Annotated in this window: 13 protein-coding genes and 1 tRNA gene; 5 read left to right on the forward strand and 9 right to left on the reverse strand. The window is 65.7% G+C overall.

Annotated elements, in window-relative coordinates; genetic code table 11:
• Positions 1 to 131 precede the first annotated feature (131 nt).
• A complete protein-coding gene (locus tag ASF00_RS00395) occupies positions 132 to 3,656 on the reverse strand; it encodes an autotransporter outer membrane beta-barrel domain-containing protein (RefSeq protein WP_055872698.1) in 3,525 nt (1,174 codons plus the stop codon).
• A 362-nt stretch (positions 3,657 to 4,018) separates the two neighbouring features.
• Here ASF00_RS00395 and acnA point away from each other — a divergent pair, with 362 nt between their 5' ends.
• Positions 4,019 to 6,703, forward strand: coding sequence for an aconitate hydratase AcnA (gene acnA, locus ASF00_RS00400; RefSeq protein ID WP_055872700.1), 2,685 nt, complete (start codon positions 4,019 to 4,021; stop codon positions 6,701 to 6,703).
• 558 nt (positions 6,704 to 7,261) lie between these two features.
• On the opposite strand, the gene ASF00_RS00405 is transcribed toward acnA, so the two are convergent.
• The 7 genes from ASF00_RS00405 to lon form a co-directional block, all read right to left on the reverse strand.
• Positions 7,262 to 8,725 (reverse strand): efflux transporter outer membrane subunit, encoded by a 1,464-nt coding sequence (locus ASF00_RS00405; protein ID WP_055872701.1) that lies wholly within the window; start codon positions 8,723 to 8,725, stop codon positions 7,262 to 7,264.
• On the reverse strand, positions 8,725 to 10,338 hold the full coding sequence (locus ASF00_RS00410) for a DHA2 family efflux MFS transporter permease subunit (protein WP_055872703.1): 1,614 nt from the start codon (positions 10,336 to 10,338) through the stop codon (positions 8,725 to 8,727). Before ASF00_RS00410 ends, ASF00_RS00405 begins: the two co-directional genes overlap by 1 nt.
• A 1-nt stretch (position 10,339) precedes the next feature.
• Positions 10,340 to 11,512, reverse strand: a complete 1,173-nt coding sequence (locus ASF00_RS00415) for an HlyD family secretion protein (protein WP_055872705.1) — start codon at positions 11,510 to 11,512, stop codon at positions 10,340 to 10,342.
• Entirely contained in the window at positions 11,509 to 12,147 is a 639-nt protein-coding gene (locus tag ASF00_RS00420; RefSeq protein ID WP_055872707.1) for a CerR family C-terminal domain-containing protein, read from the reverse strand. The genes ASF00_RS00415 and ASF00_RS00420 overlap by 4 nt, the downstream gene beginning before the upstream one ends.
• Before the next feature lie 271 nt (positions 12,148 to 12,418).
• Positions 12,419 to 12,493, reverse strand: a tRNA-Val gene (locus ASF00_RS00425).
• A 181-nt stretch (positions 12,494 to 12,674) separates the two neighbouring features.
• On the reverse strand, positions 12,675 to 12,947 hold the full coding sequence (locus ASF00_RS00430; protein ID WP_055872709.1) for an HU family DNA-binding protein: 273 nt from the start codon (positions 12,945 to 12,947) through the stop codon (positions 12,675 to 12,677).
• A gap of 129 nt (positions 12,948 to 13,076) precedes the next feature.
• Positions 13,077 to 15,470 carry an endopeptidase La gene (gene lon, locus ASF00_RS00435; protein ID WP_055875113.1) on the reverse strand — a complete coding sequence of 798 codons (2,394 nt, stop codon included), beginning with the start codon at positions 15,468 to 15,470 and terminating at the stop codon, positions 13,077 to 13,079.
• A gap of 253 nt (positions 15,471 to 15,723) precedes the next feature.
• Here lon and ASF00_RS00440 point away from each other — a divergent pair, with 253 nt between their 5' ends.
• The 3 genes from ASF00_RS00440 to ASF00_RS00450 are packed head-to-tail and all read left to right on the forward strand — an operon-like array spanning position 15,724 to position 18,142.
• Complete coding sequence (locus tag ASF00_RS00440) at positions 15,724 to 17,445, forward strand: M1 family metallopeptidase (RefSeq protein WP_055875116.1); 1,722 nt, start codon at positions 15,724 to 15,726, stop codon at positions 17,443 to 17,445.
• Positions 17,442 to 17,756 carry a hypothetical protein gene (locus ASF00_RS18890; RefSeq protein WP_235525507.1) on the forward strand — a complete coding sequence of 105 codons (315 nt, stop codon included), beginning with the start codon at positions 17,442 to 17,444 and terminating at the stop codon, positions 17,754 to 17,756. The genes ASF00_RS00440 and ASF00_RS18890 overlap by 4 nt, the downstream gene beginning before the upstream one ends.
• Complete coding sequence (locus ASF00_RS00450) at positions 17,753 to 18,142, forward strand: c-type cytochrome (RefSeq protein WP_082463141.1); 390 nt, start codon at positions 17,753 to 17,755, stop codon at positions 18,140 to 18,142. The genes ASF00_RS18890 and ASF00_RS00450 overlap by 4 nt, the downstream gene beginning before the upstream one ends.
• A 4-nt stretch (positions 18,143 to 18,146) precedes the next feature.
• On the opposite strand, the gene ASF00_RS00455 is transcribed toward ASF00_RS00450, so the two are convergent.
• Positions 18,147 to 19,271, reverse strand: coding sequence for a calcium:proton antiporter (locus ASF00_RS00455; RefSeq protein ID WP_156348122.1), 1,125 nt, complete (start codon positions 19,269 to 19,271; stop codon positions 18,147 to 18,149).
• 100 nt (positions 19,272 to 19,371) lie between these two features.
• Here ASF00_RS00455 and ASF00_RS00460 point away from each other — a divergent pair, with 100 nt between their 5' ends.
• The gene (locus ASF00_RS00460) at positions 19,372 to 19,830 is read left to right on the forward strand and encodes a hypothetical protein (RefSeq protein WP_235525508.1); all 459 of its coding nucleotides are present in this window, start codon (positions 19,372 to 19,374) and stop codon (positions 19,828 to 19,830) included.
• Positions 19,831 to 19,929: the final 99 nt, after the last annotated feature.

The following is a 19,929-nucleotide window of genomic DNA, read 5'->3' on the forward strand; positions in this document are numbered from 1 at the left end:
ACGCGGTTCGCGGATAGGGCGCCGCATCCGCCCCACGTGATCGAGATCGGTCGGGACGATACGGCGTCACGCGCGCATCGTAGGGCGAGATCGCCGGACACGCCATGGTCCGACGATCTTTGTCCCACCGCTCAGAAGCGGATCTTGACCGATCCCTTGTACGACTGGTTCGAGACGTCCTTGCGCTCGACCGTGGTGTCGGCACCGATCGAGAGGTCGACACGGTCGCCGACTAGCGTCAGCCCGGCGCTGACCTCGCCCCAGTTCTTGTCCTGCCGGGCGAGCGCGAACAGCGCGTTCGGGCCGATCCCGCCGACAAAGTTCGCGCCGAAATAGCCCGGCGTCGACTGGAAGTCGTGGACGTAGTTCGCCGCCGCATAGGGTCGGACCGATCCGCCGCCGCTGAGCGTCAGCCCGGCGCGCCCCTGGACGCTGTCGAAGCTGTCGCGGTCGAAGAACAGCGCCGGAGCCTCACCGCGTTCAAGCGATTTTTCGAAGCCGATATGGCTCGCGCGGAGCGAGACACGCGGCCCGACCTTGAGCGACGACAGGTCGAAGGCCTTGCCGAGACCGACCTCGCTGATCACGGTCAGCGCACTGTCGCTGCTGCGCAGACGAGCGTTGGTACCGACCACACCGACGGTACGATCGGTTCGCGTGACGAACGCACCCGCGCTGAACTGCGAATCGAGGACGATCCCCGACGCGGTCTCCAGCTTGCCGTACAGCGTCCCCTGGTACAATTCGCCCTCGGCGCGCTGGGCCACCCCGCCGGTGGTGCCATCGGTGTTGGTATAGGCAAACGAGAAGCCGATCACCGCGGCTTCACCAGCCTGCTTCTCAAGCCCGCCGGCGATGAAATACCCATCGAACCTGTCATGCCCGCCAAACGGATTGGCGCCCGGCATCGAGCGGCTCTTGCCGTCGATATAGCCGCCGGCGAGGAAGCCGCTCATGTCGTCGGGAAGACGGCCCTGCTGCACCATGGTGCCGCTCGAATCGCTCATCATGTCCTGCCCGCCGGGACGGTCGGTCGCCATCAGTGAGGCAAGCTGGACGGGCTTGCCGATCAGCGCAAGCGTGCCGCCGAGCCCGCCGCGCGTGTCCACCTGCGCGAGGTGATCACGGTAGAAACGCGACATCGTGTCGATCGAGGCGATGCCCAGGCTGGTCTTGAGCGTTTCCGCCCGCGGGGCGAGCCCCTCCAGCGTCGAGCGGATCGTCGCCGCATTCTGCAGATCGAGCGTGCCATACAGCCCGCTCAGGCTCGTATAATTGGACCGGTTCTGGTCGAGGAGCTGGGCATAGGCACCCTGCACCGGAGTCGCCGCGACGACGCTGCGATACTGCCCCGCGAGGATCCGCACCTGCACCGCATTGGTGCTGTAGACGTAGCTCGGTGTCAGGATCGCGCTGAGCGGGGTGGCGGCATTGAACGCACCGCTGATCCCGCCCTGCGCGGTCACGATCGTGTAAAGATCGTTATACCGGATCGTCTGCCCGGTGACGGGAGCGAAACCGACACTGCCGCCAAGATTGACGATCCCGTTGGTCGCCGCACCGCTCGCGTTGAACGTCGTCGCCGCGAACGCGAGCCTGTCCGACGTACCATTGGGTCCGAGATCGACGAGCAGGTTGGTACCTGACGCGAGGATGCCGTTGCCGGCGATCGTGAGCGTGCCGGTCGTCCCCATCGTGCCGGGCGCGATCATTCCCGAAACGCTCGTAAAGAACGGCGTTGTGATCCGCCCCGAGCCGGTCAGCAGCCCCGTCATCATGAAGTAATCGCCCGGCGTCGTGATCATGCCGTCGTTCTGGACGGTGCCGGTCATCTGGTTGATCGTCATCAGGCTGGTCAGCGACCCCGCCGCCGTGACCGCGAGCCTGGCCGTGCCACCCGCGACGGTGAACTTGTCGACCGTCACCGCCGAACCCAGCGTGGTGGTGCCTGCCGCGGTGAGGCTGACGTCGTAATAGCGGGCGCTGCGCTGGATCGTGCGATCCGGGTCGATGTTGTTCGGGATGAAGTTCGTCGCGCCCGGCAGGCCGTTGGCAAGCGTCGGCGACAGCACCGCCAGCGCCACCGCGTCCGTACCCGCTTGCGCCACACTCTCCGCGCCGGCCAGCAGCGACGCGTCGGCTTTGCCGCCCTGCGCTGCGGTTTCCAGCATCATGCCACGGCCAGCGACACCGCCTGTCGCAATCTTGGTAACCACGGCTGGCGTCGCGCCGGTCGTCGTCACCGGGACGCCGTCGATTGTCTCGACACCCGTCTTCACATCGACGCAATCGGTCTGGAAACAGACCTGGCCGAATTTGTTACCATCACCCGCGATTCCCGCGCCGGTGGTGGTCGGCACGCCATTCACCAGTTTGCCGTCGACGATGATCTGATAGTTCGGGTCGAGCGCGGTCACCCAATGCGACGCATCGGTCCAGGCTCCGTCGCCCGCCTTGGTCTGCGCGTATCGATACGGGTTGTTCGCCGCGATATAATCGGAGAACAGATACAGCGGCTGGTAGAAGCTCTCGGTGCCATAGGCGCCGAACGGGGTCGCGCCGAAGAAGCGGCTGCCGCCCGACAGGACGCCGATGACGACCTGCTTGGCGAATGTCCGGTCGAGAATCAGCGGACCGCCCGAATCACCGCCGGCAGTCGTGCCTTCCTTTGGCAGCGCATCGTCCTTGAACAGGTTAAAGTCGTACGGGCTGGCCGCCGCGGTGCCGCGCCGGGGATCGTCGAAGTCGAGCTGGTAGAGATTCTGCGGCAGGCCGCTGGTCGATCCAAACAGGAACGCGTCACGGTCGTCGAACGAGCCAAGGATCCCGATCGTGTTCTCGGCGATGCGACGGCGGAAATCGATACCGTTGGTGTCGCCGACCAGCGTCCCGCCCTGCCCGCTGCGGCCATAGCCGGTGATCGTCACATGATAGCCGGTTCCGGTCGTCGCGCCGATCGCGGCGGGCGCCGGCAGTGCCGACAGCAGCAACGCCCAGGTCGGCACGTTGGCGGCCGGCGTATCGAGCGTCGCGATCGCGACATCGCCCTGGATGAAGTTCAGCCCAAGCCCAAGCTTCAGCGAGTCGGCGTTATAGACGACCTGGTTGACGTTGTAGAGGAAGTTGGCAGCATTGGTCTTGTACTGCTGCGTATTGACCGCACCGCTCGCGGTGGTCGGCAGGAACCAGTCGATCACCGCGGGGCGGTTGTTCGTCGCGAAGCCGAATGCGATCGGGATACCACCGCCCTTAGACCCGTATTCCCACGGATTCTGTGCCCCCGTGCCGGCGCCATTCGCGTTGACGCAGTGCGCGGCGAAGATGACCGTGCGCGGGTTGATCAGCGTGCCGGTGCAGATCCCCAGACCGCCGCCGCCCGAGTCTATCGTCATCTGCCCGACGCCATTGACGCCGCCCGCGACGTCCTGGGCACTGGTCGGCGTGCCCGGCCCGCTGATGACGATGCTCGGCTGCGTCACCAGATCGGCGGGATTGAGCGTGCTGCCATACGCCGTCACGTCGGCGCTCGTCGGCCGGCCCTGAGCGGAGGCGAATGTCGGTACCGAGGCCGCGATGAGCATCGCGCTGGAGGTGAGCAGACCGGTACGGACGTGACGCGATAAGAAACCCGATGTGGAACGCGCAGAAACAGCCATGCTTACTTCCCCCGATATCGGCCGCCCTTTTGGAACGTGCCTCAAATCGGATGCTATGCACGCCATTTCGGGTGCGCAATCGCCGACCGACCCGTTTTGACTGAATAGTGATAAAACGCGACATTCGCGGCAAATTTGTCACGCTTGATCGATCCGCGACGAACGTGAGCCGACCCTGCCGCGTGTCCACCCCCGGCATTGGCGCGATCATCTTGCACCCGCACCCTTCCCCGATCCCGCCCCCCTTGCTAAGGCCCCCGCGGTAACAGCATTTTTCGCTCGGTCCCCGACGCGCCCGCGTGGCCTATATGGCCGCTTTCCCCTCGGCGCCCGGCGGCCCGACGCCCACGGGAAGGACCCCTATGACTGCCATCGGCCAGGACACCCTAAAGACCCGCACGAGCCTCTCCACCGGCGGCAAGTCATATGACTATTACAGCCTTGCCAAGGCCTCCGAGCAGCTCGGCGACATCAGCCGCCTGCCCTTCTCGATGAAGGTGCTGCTCGAGAACCTGCTTCGCTTCGAGGACGGCGTGACGGTCACGCGCGACGACATCCAGGCGATCGTCGATTGGCAGAAGGAGCGTCGCAGCGACCGCGAGATCCAATACCGTCCTGCCCGCGTACTGATGCAGGATTTCACCGGCGTGCCCTGCGTCGTCGATCTCGCCGCGATGCGCGATGCGATGACCAAGCTCGGCGGCAACCCCGAGAAGATCAACCCGCAGGTCCCCGTCCACCTCGTCATCGATCACTCGGTGATGGTCGACGAGTTCGGCACGCCCAAGGCGTTCGAGGAGAACGTCGATCTCGAGTACGAGCGCAACATCGAGCGCTATGAGTTCCTCAAGTGGGGCAGCAAGGCGCTCGACAATTTCCAGGTCGTTCCCCCCGGCACCGGCATCTGCCACCAGGTGAACCTCGAATATATCGGCCAGGCCGTCTGGTCGTCGGCCTCGTCGGGTGATCACGGCGACGGCACGATGATCGCCTATCCGGACACGCTGGTCGGCACCGACAGCCACACGACGATGATCAATGGTCTCGGCGTACTCGGTTGGGGCGTCGGCGGGATCGAGGCCGAGGCCGCGATGCTCGGCCAGCCCGTGTCGATGCTGATCCCCGAAGTCGTCGGCTTCAAGCTGCTCGGCAAGCTGAACGAGGGCATCACCGCCACCGATCTCGTGCTCACCGTCACGCAGATGCTGCGCGCCAAGGGCGTGGTCGGCCGCTTCGTCGAGTTCTTCGGCCCCGGCCTGTCGTCGATGACGCTCGCCGACCGCGCGACGATCGCCAACATGGCGCCCGAATATGGCGCGACCTGCGGCTTCTTCCCGATCGACGACAAAACGCTCGATTACATGCGCCTCACCGCGCGCTCGGACGAGAATGTCGAGCTGGTCGAGGCGTACGCCAAGGCCAACGGCTTCTGGCGCGACGAGAATGCCGAGGACCCCGTCTTCACCGACACGCTCGAGCTCGACATGGGTTCGGTCGTCGCATCGCTCGCCGGCCCGAAGCGCCCGCAGGACCGCGTCAGCCTCAACAAGGTCGACGAGGTGTTCAACAGCGACCTCCACAAGCTGTACCACAAGGAGCAGCCCGCCCGCGTCGCGGTCGAGGGTCGTGAGCATGACATCGGCGACGGCGACGTCGTGATCGCCGCGATCACCAGCTGCACCAACACGTCGAACCCGTCGGTGCTGGTCGCCGCCGGCCTTGTCGCCCGCAAGGCGAACGCGCTCGGCCTTAAGTCGAAGCCTTGGGTGAAGACGTCGCTGGCCCCTGGTTCGCAGGTCGTCACCGACTATCTCGACAAGGCCGGACTTACCGCGGACCTGAACGCGCTTGGCTTCAACCTCGTCGGCTATGGCTGCACGACCTGCATCGGTAACTCGGGGCCGCTGGCGCCGGCGATCTCGTCGGCGATCAACGAGAACGACCTCGTCGCGGCCTCGGTGCTCTCGGGCAACCGCAACTTCGAGGGTCGCGTGTCGCCCGACGTCCGCGCCAACTTCCTCGCCTCGCCGCCGCTCGTCGTCGCCTATGCGATCAAGGGCACCGTCACGACCGACATGATCGAGACGCCGCTGGGTCAGGGCACCGACGGCCAGGACGTGTATCTGCGCGACATCTGGCCGACCAACGAGGAAGTCCGCAGCACGATGGACGCCAACATCGACGCGTCGATGTTCGGCGCGCGCTACGGCGACGTCTATGCGGGCGATTCGAAGTGGCGCGGGATCGACGTCACGGGCTCGGACACGTACCAGTGGCGTGCGGGCTCGACCTATGTCGCCAACCCGCCGTATTTCGACGGCCTGTCGATGACCCCCGCCCCCGTGCAGGACATCATCGACGCCAAGCCGCTCGCGATCCTCGGCGATTCGATCACCACCGATCACATCTCGCCCGCAGGCTCGATCAAGGCGGACAGCCCGGCCGGCCGCTTCCTCCAGGAGCATCAGGTCAGCAAGGCCGACTTCAACAGCTATGGCGCACGCCGCGGCAACCATGACGTGATGATGCGCGGCACCTTCGCCAACATTCGCATCAAGAACGAGATGGTCCCCGGCGTCGAAGGCGGCATGTCGAAGTATGACGGCGAGGTCATGGCGATCTACGACGCGGCCATGCGCTTCAAGCAGGACGGCACGCCGCTCGTGATCGTCGCAGGCAAGGAATATGGCACCGGCTCGTCGCGCGACTGGGCGGCCAAGGGCACCAACCTGCTCGGCGTCCGTGCGGTCATCACCGAGAGCTTCGAGCGTATCCACCGTTCGAACCTGGTCGGCATGGGCGTGCTGCCGTTGCAGTTCGCCGAAGGCACCGATCGCAAGACGCTCGGCCTCGACGGGTCGGAGACGTTCACGATCCTCGACGTGGCGAGCATCCGCCCTCGCCAGGACGTGACGGTCAAGATGACCCGCGCCGACGGCACGAGCGAGACGTTCGAGACCAAGTGCCGGATCGATACCGTCAACGAGCTGGAATATTTCCTCAACGGCGGCATCCTCCAGTACGTCCTGCGCAAGCTGGCCGCGTAAGCGACTGGCGTCGTCCCGGAGCGATCCGGGACGACGACGCTGTTTTAAGCTACCCGAGTTACCGTCATCCCAGCGAAAGCTGGGATATCCCCGTGAGGCTCATGTCGCCCACCACGAGGGATATCCCAGCGTTCGCTGGGATGACGTGTATTGGATCCTCCCCCGCCAAGGGGAGGTGGCGCCGGAGGCGTCGGAGGGGGCGGACACGGAACCACGGTTTCCCTTACCTCCCCCTCCGTCAGGCAAGTGCCTGCCACCTCCCCCTGGCGGGGGAGGATCGGTTAGACAGTGATATTTGAGACCGGTCCCCGCGCGACGCGTGCCGCGCTATCCCTGGCCCAAAAAAGGCGGGGCGACCGTGATGGTCGCCCCGTAGTTCAGGGAGAGGACCGGGACGGGGGAGACCCGGTCAGGTCGCCGACCACAGGGGGAGAGGGGCGGCGACGCACTCTCTTTCGCGTGCATATGTTGCAGGAATATGTCGGGGCCGACGTGACGATAATTTAATGCGAGGCCGCGCGCCGCGTCAGGAGGACGCGGCACCGCACTCCGCCGCCGTCACTCCGTCCGATCCCAGCCACCGCCGAGCGCCTTGAACAACGCCACCGTCAGCTGCCGCAACTGCGCATCGCTCGCCACCAGCTGCTCGCGCGCCGCCAGCACGTCGGTCTGCGTGTTCAGCACGGTATCCTGCGCCACGAACCCGGTTTGATACTGGGATTGCGCGGCGTTCGCGCTGCTCTGCGCATCGACGACCGCGCGCTGCAACGCCGCGTTCCGGCGGCGCTCGGCGGCGATCTGCGCGAGCGGATCCTCAACATCGCGCAACGCCTGCAACACGGTCGAGCGATAGCGCAGATACGCCTGCTCGCGGTCTTCCTCGCGCGATTTCACGGTTGCCTTGCGGCGGCCCCAGTCAAGCAGCGGGAACTGCGCCGCACCGCTCGCCGTCAGTTGCAGGCTGTCGCCCGAGAACAGATTGCCGAGCGCGGTCGAGATCAGCTGGGTCATGCCGGTCAGGCTGAACCTGGGATACATGTCCGCCACCGCGACGCCGATATCCGCGGTCGCGGCCGCGAGCTCGCGCTCCGCCGCGCGGACGTCAGGACGGCGACGCAACAGCTCCGATGGCAACCCGGCGGGGATCGCCGGCACGCCCAGCGGCGCAACCGACGGCGCGGCGAGTTCGCTCATCAGCGTCGCGGGCGGCTCGCCGAGCAGGATTGCCAGCGCGTGCATCCGCACGTCGACGTCCGCGCGGACCGGTTCGGCACGCGCCTCGGTCGAGGTGATCGAGGCGCGCTGGCGCGTGACGTCGATCGACGGGACCAGACCGACCTTGGCGATGTTGCCCGCGATCGTCAGCGCGCGGCGCTGGTTGGCGATCTCGCTCTCGATCGTCGCAATCTGCACCTGGTCGAGCCGCAGCGCGAAATAGGCCTGTGCGACTTCGGCCGCCAGCGTCACCGCGGCGTCGCGTTTCGACCAGACCGCGGCCTCGGTCCGCGCCCGCGCGCCTTCGGTGCTGCGCCGGACGCCGCCGAACAGGTCAAGCTCCCAGCTGGCGTCGAATCCGACCGAATAGGTTGTGATCCCGCTCCCGGGCAGCGCGATGCCCCCGGTCGAGCCGGTCCCGCCGGCCCCCGTGCCGCCGCTGAACGCGCGCGCGATCGATGAGAGGCCGGCGTTCTTGCTGAACTCGATGTGGCTTGGGCTGGCGCTGGCATTGACGCTCGGCAGTCCTTGCGAGCGCGCGACAAGCTCCTGCAACCGGGCCTGGCGCACGCGCGAGGCGGCGATCGCGATGTCGGGATTGCCCTTCAGCGCGCGCTCGACAAGGCCATCGAGTTGACGATCGCCGAATGCCGACCACCAGCGCGCCGGGTCGACGGTCGCACCGACCGTGGCTTGCGGACCCACGAACGCCGGCGGCACCGCGATCTCGGGCGCGACGTAATTCGGGCCGACGGTGCACCCCGCGAGCAGGGCTGCAACCGCAACCATGATGAACCGCGCACGCATCAATGCATCCCTCCCGAGGGGGCGCCGCCGGTCTTGCCGGAGCGCATGAACAATACCAGTGGCGCGACGACCAGCACGACCACCATCATCGCGCGGAACACGTCGAGAAAGGCGAGCATCGTCGCCTGTCGCTGCATCTGGCTGTAGAGAACCGCCAGAGGCGTCGTCGCATCGCCCTGCCCGCCGAACACGCTCGCCGCCTTCTCCATCCAGTCGTTGTAGTTCGGATCGAGTGGATTGAGCGTCTGCGTCAGCTCCGACTGGTGCCGCTGCAACCCGCCGGCGAGTTGGGTCTGCGCGAAGCAGATGCCGATCGTGCCGCCGAGATTTCGCGAGACGTTGAGCAGGCTCGATGCCTGCGCGGTCTGCGTCTGCTTGAGCCCGACATAGGCGATCGCGTTGATCGGCACGAACAGGAACGGCAGCGCCATTGCCTGGAACAGCCGCGCGAACGCCGCATCCGAAAACGCGATGTCCGCGCTAAGATGGCTCATGTTCCACAGCGCGAACGCCTGCACCAGCAGCGCCGGGAACAGCAGGAAGCGGACATCGACCAACCCGCTCAGCCGCCCCGCGAACGGCACCATCACGAGCGTCGCCAGACCGCCGGCGGTCAGCGCGAGGCCCGCGTCGAGCGAACTGTAGCCCAGCACCTGTTGCAGCATCTGCGGGATCAGCTGCGTCGTCCCGAACAGGATCATGCCGGTGACGCCCATCACGCCGATCGTCAGCGCGAAGTTGCGATTCTTCATCAGCTTGAGGTCGATCACCGGGTCCTTGTGGTTCAGTTCCCAGACGACGAGCGCGACCAACGACACCGCGGCAATAATCGCCGACATGACGATGAAGCCGCTCGCGAACCAGTCCTCGCGCTCGCCTCGGTCGAAGGTGAGCTCGAGAAAGCCCAGGCCCAGTGCGACCAGCGCCACGCCGACATAGTCGATCGTCAGGCCGTTCTTGAACCGCTCGTCGCGATCCTTCTTCACCTGCTCAGGCTCGTCGACGAACGTCTCGACCAGGAACCAGGCGAGGATACCGACGGGCACATTGATCAGGAACACCCAGTGCCAGCTCGAATATTCGACGATGTACCCGCCCAGCGTCGGCCCGAGCACGGGGCCGACGACGACCACGATCGCGAACGCAGCGAACGCCATGCCGCGTTGCTTGGGCGGGAAGGTATCGGCGAGGATCGACTGCTCGACCGGCGCGAGTCCACCGCCGCCGATGCCCTGCAGCACGCGCGCGACGACGAGCGTGCCGATGTTCGGCGCCAGCCCGCACAGCAGCGAAGCGAGCGTGAACAACGCGATCGACATCAGGAAATAGCGCTTCCGGCCGATCGCGTCGGACAGCCAGCCCGAGATCGGGATGACGATCGCGTTGGCGACGAGGTAGCTGGTCAGCACCCATGTCGCCTGATCGGTGGTGATCGACAGCCCGCCCGAGATATGATCGAGCGCGACGTTGGCGATCGAGGTGTCGAGCACCTCCATGAAGGTCGGGATCGAGATGATCGCGACGATCAGCCACGGACTGTACTTGCCCGCCGCCGATCGGTTCGGCGACCATGTATGGCCGCCGCCCGCATCGGCCTTTGCGGCCTTCGCCACCTCAGCGGACCTTGACGGTCGGCACCACCGACATGCCGGGGCCGATCGGATAGCGCTTCGGATCGGGGCCGTTCTTTGCATCGAAGACGATCCGCACGGGCACGCGCTGGACGACCTTCACGTAATTGCCCGTCGCGTTCTGCGGCGGCAGCAAGGCGAACGCCTGGCCCGCGCCGCGCTGGATCGAATCGACATGACCCTTGAACTCGACACCGGGATACGCGTCGACATGAATGTCGACGGGCTGGCCGATCTTCATGAGCGTCAGCTGCGTTTCCTTGAAGTTCGCGGTCACCCACATCGTGTCGGGGACGATCGCCATCAGCTGCGTGCCGGGCGCGACATAGGAGCCGATATTGACCGAGCGGTTGACCACCTGCCCCGCAACCGGCGCGGTCAGGCGAAGGTCGCCGATCGCCACGTTCGCCTGATCGACCTGCGCACGCCGGGCGTCGATCACCGACCTGGCGGCACCGACTTGCCTGCGCGCAACCGTGATCTGCGCCGTGGCGGTATCGATCTGTTCGCGCGCCGCCGCGGCGTCCGCGGCCGTCTGGCGAGCGGTGGCCCGCGCCTGGTCGAGCTGTTGCCCGGCGACCGCGCTCGGATCGAGCCGCAGCAACGCCTCGTACCGCGCGAGGTCCTGCTGCGCCTTCACGGCGGCCGCCATCGGCACGCGGGCTTGTGCCGCAGCCTGCTGACGCTGCGCCTCGGCGGCGGTGACCTGCGCCTGCGCCTGCGCGAATTGCGCGCGCGATTGCTGCTCGTTGGCCTGCGCTTCGGCGACCTGTGCGTCGCGACCCGACGCCTTGATCACCGCGAGCAGCCGGCCGGCCTCGACATGGCGGTTGTCGATATCGGCGACCTGCACCAGCGTGCCCGCGACCTGTGGCGCGAGGCGGACGATATGCGTGTCGACGAACGCGTCGTCGGTCGATTCGAACTGCCGCGCGTGGAGCCAGTACAGCACGCCGCCGATGATCAGCCCCCCGACGACGATGACCAGGATAATCCAGAACAGCGGCTTCTTGAACACCGACGGCTTCTTGTCGTCGTCGGACTCCTCGGACTCATCCTGCCGGTCGGTGTCGGACTTCTGGTTCTCGCCATTCGGATCGCGCTTGCGGTCCTCGTCGTCATGGTCGGTGTCGGAGTGGTTCGTCTGGTCGGTCATGCCTGGCCCTGTTCTTCAGCACGCATCGAATCGAGAATGGCGTCGATATTGGCGTCGATCCGCGCCTTGATATCGAGAATGTCGGAAGCCTCGAGCGTGTCGCGCTCGAGCAGTTTGAGACAGGTCGCGCGGTTCGCACGCAACGTGATGACTTGCCCCATCAAGGTAATCGTCGCGATCCGTGCCGCGCGGACCTCGGCGTGTCCGGTCGCGATGCAGACCAGGTCGCCGAGCTTGCGCACCATCTGGCCCATCACGCCGCTGTAGATCCGCTCGAACGCCTCGCCCGGGTTCATCTGTTCGCGCAGGACGAACAGCGTCCAGTCGGCGCTCTCCGCGCTCGCCATCTTGTCCGCGAGCCGGCCGAGGATGCGGTGGATCTGCGCGCGTGCGCCGTCGGGATCATCGATGGCGATCTCAGGCGCGAGTTCGAGCGGATCGCCCATCACCGCCGACATCCGCTCGGCGATCCGGTCGGCAGCGGCGAGGTACAGCCCCTCCTTGCCGCCGTAATGATACGTGATCGACGACATCGCGGTGCCTGCCGCCGCGGCAATCCCGCGCGTGCTGGCCCCTTCGAGGCCCTTTGCACCGAATTCGCTGATCGCGATGTCGAGGAGTCGGGACTGAACCACGCGGCGGCGTTTAGTTCGATCGAACGAACGAGCCTAATGAACAAAGTGTCATGATAAGTGACACGTGTCTGGGCCGTCGCGACACAGTTATCCGTCATTAGGATATAAGTCAGGACCCAGAGTGATCGCGGGCATTCCTGCATGGCTCTGGGTCCTGACTGTCGTCAGGATGACGAGGTATTTGGCATAATGTGCCTATGATCATCAGGATGCCCGATGGATGCCAGATACAGAAACGCCGGCCTCTTCAGCGAAGAAACCGGCGTAAATCTGGTGGGCGCGACAGGGATTGAACCTGTGACCCCACCCGTGTGAAGGGTGTGCTCTACCGCTGAGCTACGCGCCCGAAACTCGTTCGGAAGCGGGCCTTTAGGCAGACTGTATCCGCCTGTCCAGCCCTTTCGATACCGATCCCTCCGATCCTCCCCCGACAAAGGGAGGACATGGAGCAGAGGATATCGCTCACCGTCGCTTCCGTCTGGCGATCGCCAGCCACCTCCCCCTGCGGAGGAGGATCATCGAGGGATTTAGTTGACCGCGTCCTTGAGGCCCTTGCCGGCCTTGAACTTCGGCTGCGTCGAAGCCTTGATCGTCATCGGCTCGCCGGTGCGCGGGTTGCGACCCGTCGATGCCTTGCGCTTGGAGATCGAGAACGTGCCGAAGCCGACCAGGCGAACCTCGTCGCCCTTCTTCAGCGACGCTTCAATCGCTTCGAAGACCGCCTCGACCGCCTTGATCGCGTCGGCCTTGACGAGTCCCGACGTGTCCGCGACCGTCGCGATCAGCTCCTGCTTGTTCATGTGTATCCCCCGGAAAAAACTCGAATCGGCCGCAATGGACTCGCGGCCGCGTCAGCGCGCAATAATGCGGCGGCTTCGCTGGGTGTCAAACGAAACCGCCGCGTCATAGTCTTTTAAAACTAATCCAGATCAGTGGTGCATCGCACCTCCGACCGGCGCGATCGGCGCTGGCGGCAATGCTGCCAGTTCGTCCGCGTCGGTCCACTCGATCGCCTCGAGCGGCTCGGTCAGTGCCAGTCGCAGCACCTCGTCGACATGGCTTACGGGGATGATCTTCAGTCCCGCCTTGATGTTCGCCGGGATCTCCGCGAGGTCCTTCTCGTTCTCCGCCGGGATCAGCACCGTCTCGATCCCGCCGCGAAGCGCGGCCAGGAGCTTCTCCTTGAGGCCACCGATCGGCAGAACGCGGCCGCGCAGGGTGACCTCGCCGGTCATCGCCACCTCGCGCCGGATCGGCACGCCGGTCAGCGTCGAGACGATCGACGTGACCATGCCGATGCCCGCCGACGGGCCATCCTTCGGCACCGCACCCTCGGGCAGATGGATATGGATATCCTTGCGCGCGAACAGGCTCGGCTTGATCCCGTAGCTGGGCGCACGTGCTTTGACGAAGCTGAACGCGGTCTCGATCGACTCCTTCATCACGTCGCCGAGCTTGCCGGTGAGCTTGGCCTGGCCCTTGCCCGCAACCGTCACGCTCTCGATCGTCAGCAATTCGCCGCCGACCTCGGTCCAGGCGAGCCCGGTGACCGCACCGATCTGGTTCTCGGTCTCGCCGAGGCCGTGACGATATTTCTGCACGCCCGCATATTCACCGACATTCTCGGGCGTGATCGTGACGCTGGTCGTCTTGTTCTCGAGGATCTGGCGCAGCGCCTTGCGGCACAGCTTGGCGATCTCGCGCTCGAGCGTGCGGACACCGGCCTCACGCGTATATTGCTGGATGAGCGTACGAAGCCCCTCCTGCGTCAGCGTGAACTCGCCCGGCTTCAGCCCGTGCGCCTCGATCTGCTTGGCCACCAGATGGCGCTCGGCGATCTCGACCTTCTCGTCCTCGGTATAGCCCTCCAGACGGATGATCTCCATGCGGTCGAGCAGCGCCTGGGGCAGGTTAAGCGAGTTCGCGGTGCACACGAACATCACGTCCGACAGGTCGATATCGACCTCGAGATAATGGTCCTGGAACTTGCCGTTCTGCTCCGGATCGAGCACCTCGAGCAGCGCCGACGCCGGATCGCCGCGGAAATCCTGGCCGAGCTTGTCGATCTCATCGAGCAGGAACAGCGGGTTCGACGTGCCGGCCTTTTTCAGGTTGGTCACGATCTTGCCCGGCAGCGAGCCGATATAGGTGCGGCGATGGCCACGGATCTCGGCTTCGTCGCGCACGCCGCCGAGCGACTGGCGGATGAACTCGCGCCCCGTCGCCTTTGCGATCGACTTGCCGAGCGAGGTCTTGCCGACACCGGGAGGGCCGACGAGGCACAGGATCGGCCCCTTCAGCTTGTTGGTGCGTGCCTGCACCGCGAGATACTCGACGATCCGGTCCTTGACCTTCTCGAGCGCGTAATGATCCTCGTCCAGCGTCACCTGCGCGGCGGCGATGTCCTTCTTGATCTTCGACTTCTTCCCCCATGGGAGGCCGAGCAGCACGTCCAGATAATTGCGCACGACGGTCGCCTCGGCGCTCATCGGCGCCATCGTCTTGAGCTTCTTGAGCTCGGCGGTCGCCTTGCCGCGCGCTTCCTTGCTCATCTTGAGCGTCGCGATCTTCTGCGTCAGCTCGGCGATCTCGTCGCCTTCGCCCTCGCCATCCTCGTTGCCGAGCTCGCGCTGGATCGCCTTCAACTGCTCGTTAAGGTAATATTCGCGCTGCGTCTTCTCCATCTGGCGCTTGACGCGGCTCTTGATCTTCTTCTCGACCTGCAGGACGCCCAGCTCGCCCTCCATCGCGGTCAGCGCCATTTCGAGACGCTTGGACGGGTTGGTCTCGAGCAGGATCGCCTGCTTCTCGGCGACCTTGATCTGGACGTTCGCAATCACGGCGTCGGACAGTTTCGACGCGTCGTCGATCTCAGAAAGCTGGACCGACGTTTCCGACGAAAGCTTACGGTTGAGCTTGGCGTAATTCTCGAACTGATCGACCACGGAGCGCATCAGCGCAATCAGCTCAGGCCCCTCCACCTCGGCATCGGCGACCGGCTCGACCGTCGCGGTCAGGAACTCGCCGCTTTCGTCCAGCGTCTCCAGCGTCGCGCGCTGCTTGCCTTCGACCAGCACGCGGACGGTGCCGTCGGGCAGCTTCAACAATTGCAGCACAGTCGCGGTGACGCCCATCGAGTACAGGTCATCGCGCGCGGGATCATCCTCGGCGGGATCGACCTGCGCGACGAGGTAGATTTCCTTGTCCGCCGCCATTGCCGCCTCGAGCGCGGCAACGGACTTATCGCGACCGACGAACAGCGGCACGATCATGTGCGGGAAGACGACGATGTCGCGAAGGGGAAGGACGGGGTACTGGGTCATGAACGCTCCGGTGGGTGCCTGCATGGGGGCATTATTGAATCTTATATGGTGAGGATGAACCGTCCATCAATTGGTTCGCGGTGGGATCGGTATTTGTAGGGACGGACGCTGCCTCACCCGATCCGTCACCGGGGGCCTGTCTTGAGGCTGAGGGTGCCGCAACGCACGTCTTTCCCGTGGACGCCGGAACGAACGTGGCATGACGGAGGGGGGCTTGTCTCACCTCGACCGCCGCGCGAGAACACCGGCCATGATGTCCCGTCTCCTTCTTGCCGCTGGCGCCACCGCGCTTCTCGCCGCCGCCCCGCTCCCCAAGAAGGGCGAACCGGCGATCACCGCGCAGACGCAGCGGTCCGGCGGCGTGCTGACTCCCGAGCAGACCGCGCTCACGCTTGACAGCGCGGACCTTGCGTTCGAGGTGCTACCCGAGACGGAAAGCCTCAACGGCGTCGCCACGTTGGTCTTCACCGCGAAGGCCCCCCTCACCCTCCTGCCGATCGACCTCGATCGCAATCTGCCGGTCAGCGCGATCGCGATCGACGGCGTGCCGCTGGCGCCGACGGCGTGGAGCAATCCGGAGGGGCGGTTGACGATCACGCTCCCCAAGCCGGTCGCGGCCGGCGGCAACGTGACCGCAAAAATCACCTATGGCGGCACGCCGCATGTCGCGGTGAAAGCGCCGTGGGACGACGGGATGGTCTGGTCGAAGACACCCGATGGCCACACCTGGTTTGCGACCACCGCGGAAGGCTATGGCTGCGACCTGTTCTGGCCGTGCCTCGATTTCCCGACCGGCGAGCCGGCGCTGGTGACGCTCCACATCACCGTGCCCAAGGGCTTGAAGGCACCGTCGAACGGCGTGCTGCTCGGCGTCGATACGCTGACGGACGGCCGGACGACTTGGAACTGGCGTGCCAAGCATCCAAACACATACGGCATTGCGCTGAACGTCGGCCCGTATGAGGAGATCAGCGGCACGTACAAGAGCCGCTACGGCAACAGCATTCCGATGTATTATTGGTACCTGCCGGGCGAGAAGGCGCAAGCGGAGAGGCTGTTCGCCGAATTCGCGCCGACGCTCGATTTCTTCGAAAGCATGATCGGGCCCTACCCGTTCGGCGACGAGAAGCTTGGCGTGGTCGAGACGCCGCACAAGGGCATGGAGCACCAGACGATCAACGCGTACGGCAACGACTATGCCAAGGCGCCCGAGGGGTTCGACTGGCTGTTCCAGCACGAATTCGCGCATGAATGGTTCGGCAACCAGCTGACCGCGGCGAACTGGGACGATTACTGGCTGCACGAGGGATACGGCACGTACATGCAGCCGCTCTACGGCCAATGGCGCGAGGGGCGTGCGCGTTATGCGGCGATGATGCAGACCGAGCGGACCTCGATCATGAATCTGAAGCCCATCACGCAGCAGCGCATCACCACCGAGGAGGAGGTGTACGAACTCGACAAGGGCGGCGCGGGCCAGGACATCTATTATAAGGGCTCGTGGATGCTCCACACGCTGCGGTCGCTGATCGGCGACAAGGCGTTCTTCGATGTCACGCGGCTGGCGGTATACGGGCGAGCGGACCCCAAGCCGGGCAATTTCACGCCGAGGTTCGGGTCTACGAAGGACTATGAGGCGCTTGTCCGCAAGGTGACGGGGAAGGAGTATGCCTGGTTCTTCGACGTCTATCTCCGCCAGGCAGCTCTGCCTGATCTGGTCGAGACCCGGGCCGGAAACGTACTGGCGTTAACGTGGAAGGTGCCCGGCAACGGCGCATTCCCGCTGCCGGTCCAGATACAGGTCGACGGCAGGACGCGGACGGTGCCGATGACCGGCGGGAGGGCGAGCCTGTCGGTCCCGGCGGGGGCGCATGTCGTGATCGACCCGGACGCACTGGTGCTCCGCCGCAGTCTCGCGCTCGAAGACGTGGCCGCCTGGAAAGCCGCGCAAGCCGCAAAGGCCAAGTCGCAATGATCACGCCGCCGTTCCCCCGCGAAGGCGGGGGTCCACAAATCACAAACGCCGCCGTGCGTAACCCTGGGCTCTCGCGGGCGCAGGAGAACATCTGGCCAGCGCGCGCGGCAGAGATGGCCGCGATCTTCATGGTCGGCGACGGCCTGATCGGCCTGCTCCAGCCGCGCCGCCACGTCGATCTCTGGAAAGACGACGCGCTCGGCACGGAAAAGCTGGTGTCCCCCTTCATCGATCGCCCCGGTCGTCGACGCCTGTATGCAGTGGTGCAGATCGCCGCAGGCCTCGCCTTGGCGGCACGCCAGAGACCATGAGGGTCGCGGGCTGGTCCTTGCTGCTGGCGTTAGCGCTCGTGGGATGCGGCGCGGCGCCGGACGCGGCCTCGACCAGCCAGATCGCGCGCGGCGAGCGCGTCTTCCGCCGCTGCACCGCATGCCACACGATCGGACGCTATGCAGGCGATACCGATGGCCCCAATCTCTACGGCGTGTTGGGCGGCCCCGTCGGCGAGCGCCGCCCGCGCTTTGCCTATACGGCCGGACTGAAGGCGCTCGGCGGGACGTGGGACGCCGCGCGGATGGACCAATGGCTCGCCAACCCGCGCCGGATGGTCCCGGGCACGACGATGGCGTTCGCAGGGCTCGCCGACCCGAAGGACCGTGCCGACGTCATCGCCTATCTGGCGACGCAGCGCCCCTGACGCGTCACGGCACCACGGTCGTGAACAGATAGGCGGCAAAGATTACGAGATGGACGACGCCCTGCAACACCGTCGTCCGCCCGGTGCCGAGCGACAGCGTCGCGACGAACAACGACAGCGCGAGCAACGTCATGCTCTTGGCGTCGATCCCCAGCGCGATCGGCAGGTCGAGCACCAGCGACACGATCGCCACGGTCGGGATCGTCAGCCCGATCGTCGCCAGCGCCGAGCCGAGCGCGAGGTTGAGACTCGTCTGCAACCGGTTGCGCCGTGCCGACTTGTACGCGGCCAGGCTCTCGGGCGCGAGCACCAGCGCGGCGATCACTACGCCGACCACGGTCAGCGGCAAGCCGGCCCCGAGCACCGCCGCCTCGATCGTCGGCGACAATGTCTTGGCGAGCAGCACCACCGAGACGAGCGCCACGAGTAACGCGACGAACGCGACTCCCGTCGCACGACGCGACGGCGGTGCGGCATGATCGTCCTTGTCGTCGGTCAAGGGCAGGAAATAGTCGCGGTGGCGCACCGTCTGCACCAGCACGAACGTGCCGTAGAGGATCAGCGAGACGACCGCGACGAATAGCAGCTGAGACGCCGCATAGGTCGGACCCGCGGTCGACGAGGTGTAGTTCGGCAGGATAAGCGACAGCACCGCCATCGCCGCGAGCACGCCAAGCGCGGCGGTCATGCCCTTCAGCGTGAAGCGCTGCTCGTGATGCCGCACCGCGCCCGCCAGCAGGCAGAGGCCGATGATGAAATTGAGGATGATCATGATCGCCGCGAACACCGTGTCGCGCGCCAGCGTGGTCGCATCGCCCGCGTTCGACAGCATCAGCGAGACGATCAGCGACACCTCGATCACCGTGACCGCGATCGCGAGGACGAGCGTACCGAACGGCTCGCCGACCTTGTGCGCGATCACCTCGGCATGATGCACCGCCGCCAGCACGCTGCCGATCAGCACGATCACCGCCGCCGCCGTGCCGAGCACGCCCATCTTGGCCAGCCCGATGAGGATGGCAACGAGGCCCAGCCCTGGCGCCACGAGCGTCCAGATCGGGAGCGCCAGACGGTCGGGCATGGTTTCCGCTACGTGTTCCTTCGGTCGGTCGGCCGCTTCGATCGTCATGCACGCTCCTTCGTTTCACGTACCCAACGAATGCGTGACGACCAATAAGGGTCCGATTGGAGCCGATTGTGTGCGAGTCGGGTTCGGGTAGATTGGCCGGATGCTGCCCCCCGATCTTCGCCAAACGCTCGTCATGGTGGCGCAGACGATGCGCGACGCGCGCGATCCTTGGTGGGTGATTTCCAGCGCGGCGGTGGCGCTTCACGGGGTGGCGGCGATCACAGTCGCCGACGTCGATGTTCTGATGAGCGTCGAGGATGCCTTGCGTGTGCTGGCGCAACTGAGGGTCGCGCCGGCGAAGGCGGCGGCAAGCCCGGTGTTCCGGTCGGCGGTGTTCGGCCAGTGGACGGCGCCGCCGCTGGTGGTCGAGATCATGGCGGGGTTTCATGTCGCGACCGCGTCGGGATGGACAAAGGTGCTTCCGAGGACCCGCGTGCAGATCCGGGTGGAAGAGGCCATCGTCTATGTGCCGCGTCGTGACGAACTGGCCGAGATACTCAGGCTGTTCGGGCGTCCGAAGGACCTGGAGCGGGTTCGGCTTCTGACCGCGCAATCCTAGCGGCAAACCCAACCCCGCCCTCCCCGAAGCGATGGAGGTCCGGCGCTCTGCCACACCCCCCGTCCGTCATCCTGACGAAAGTCAGGGTCCAGAGCCACA

This window comes from Sphingomonas sp. Leaf34 (genome assembly GCF_001421805.1).
Classification (GTDB): Bacteria; Pseudomonadota; Alphaproteobacteria; order Sphingomonadales; family Sphingomonadaceae; genus Sphingomonas.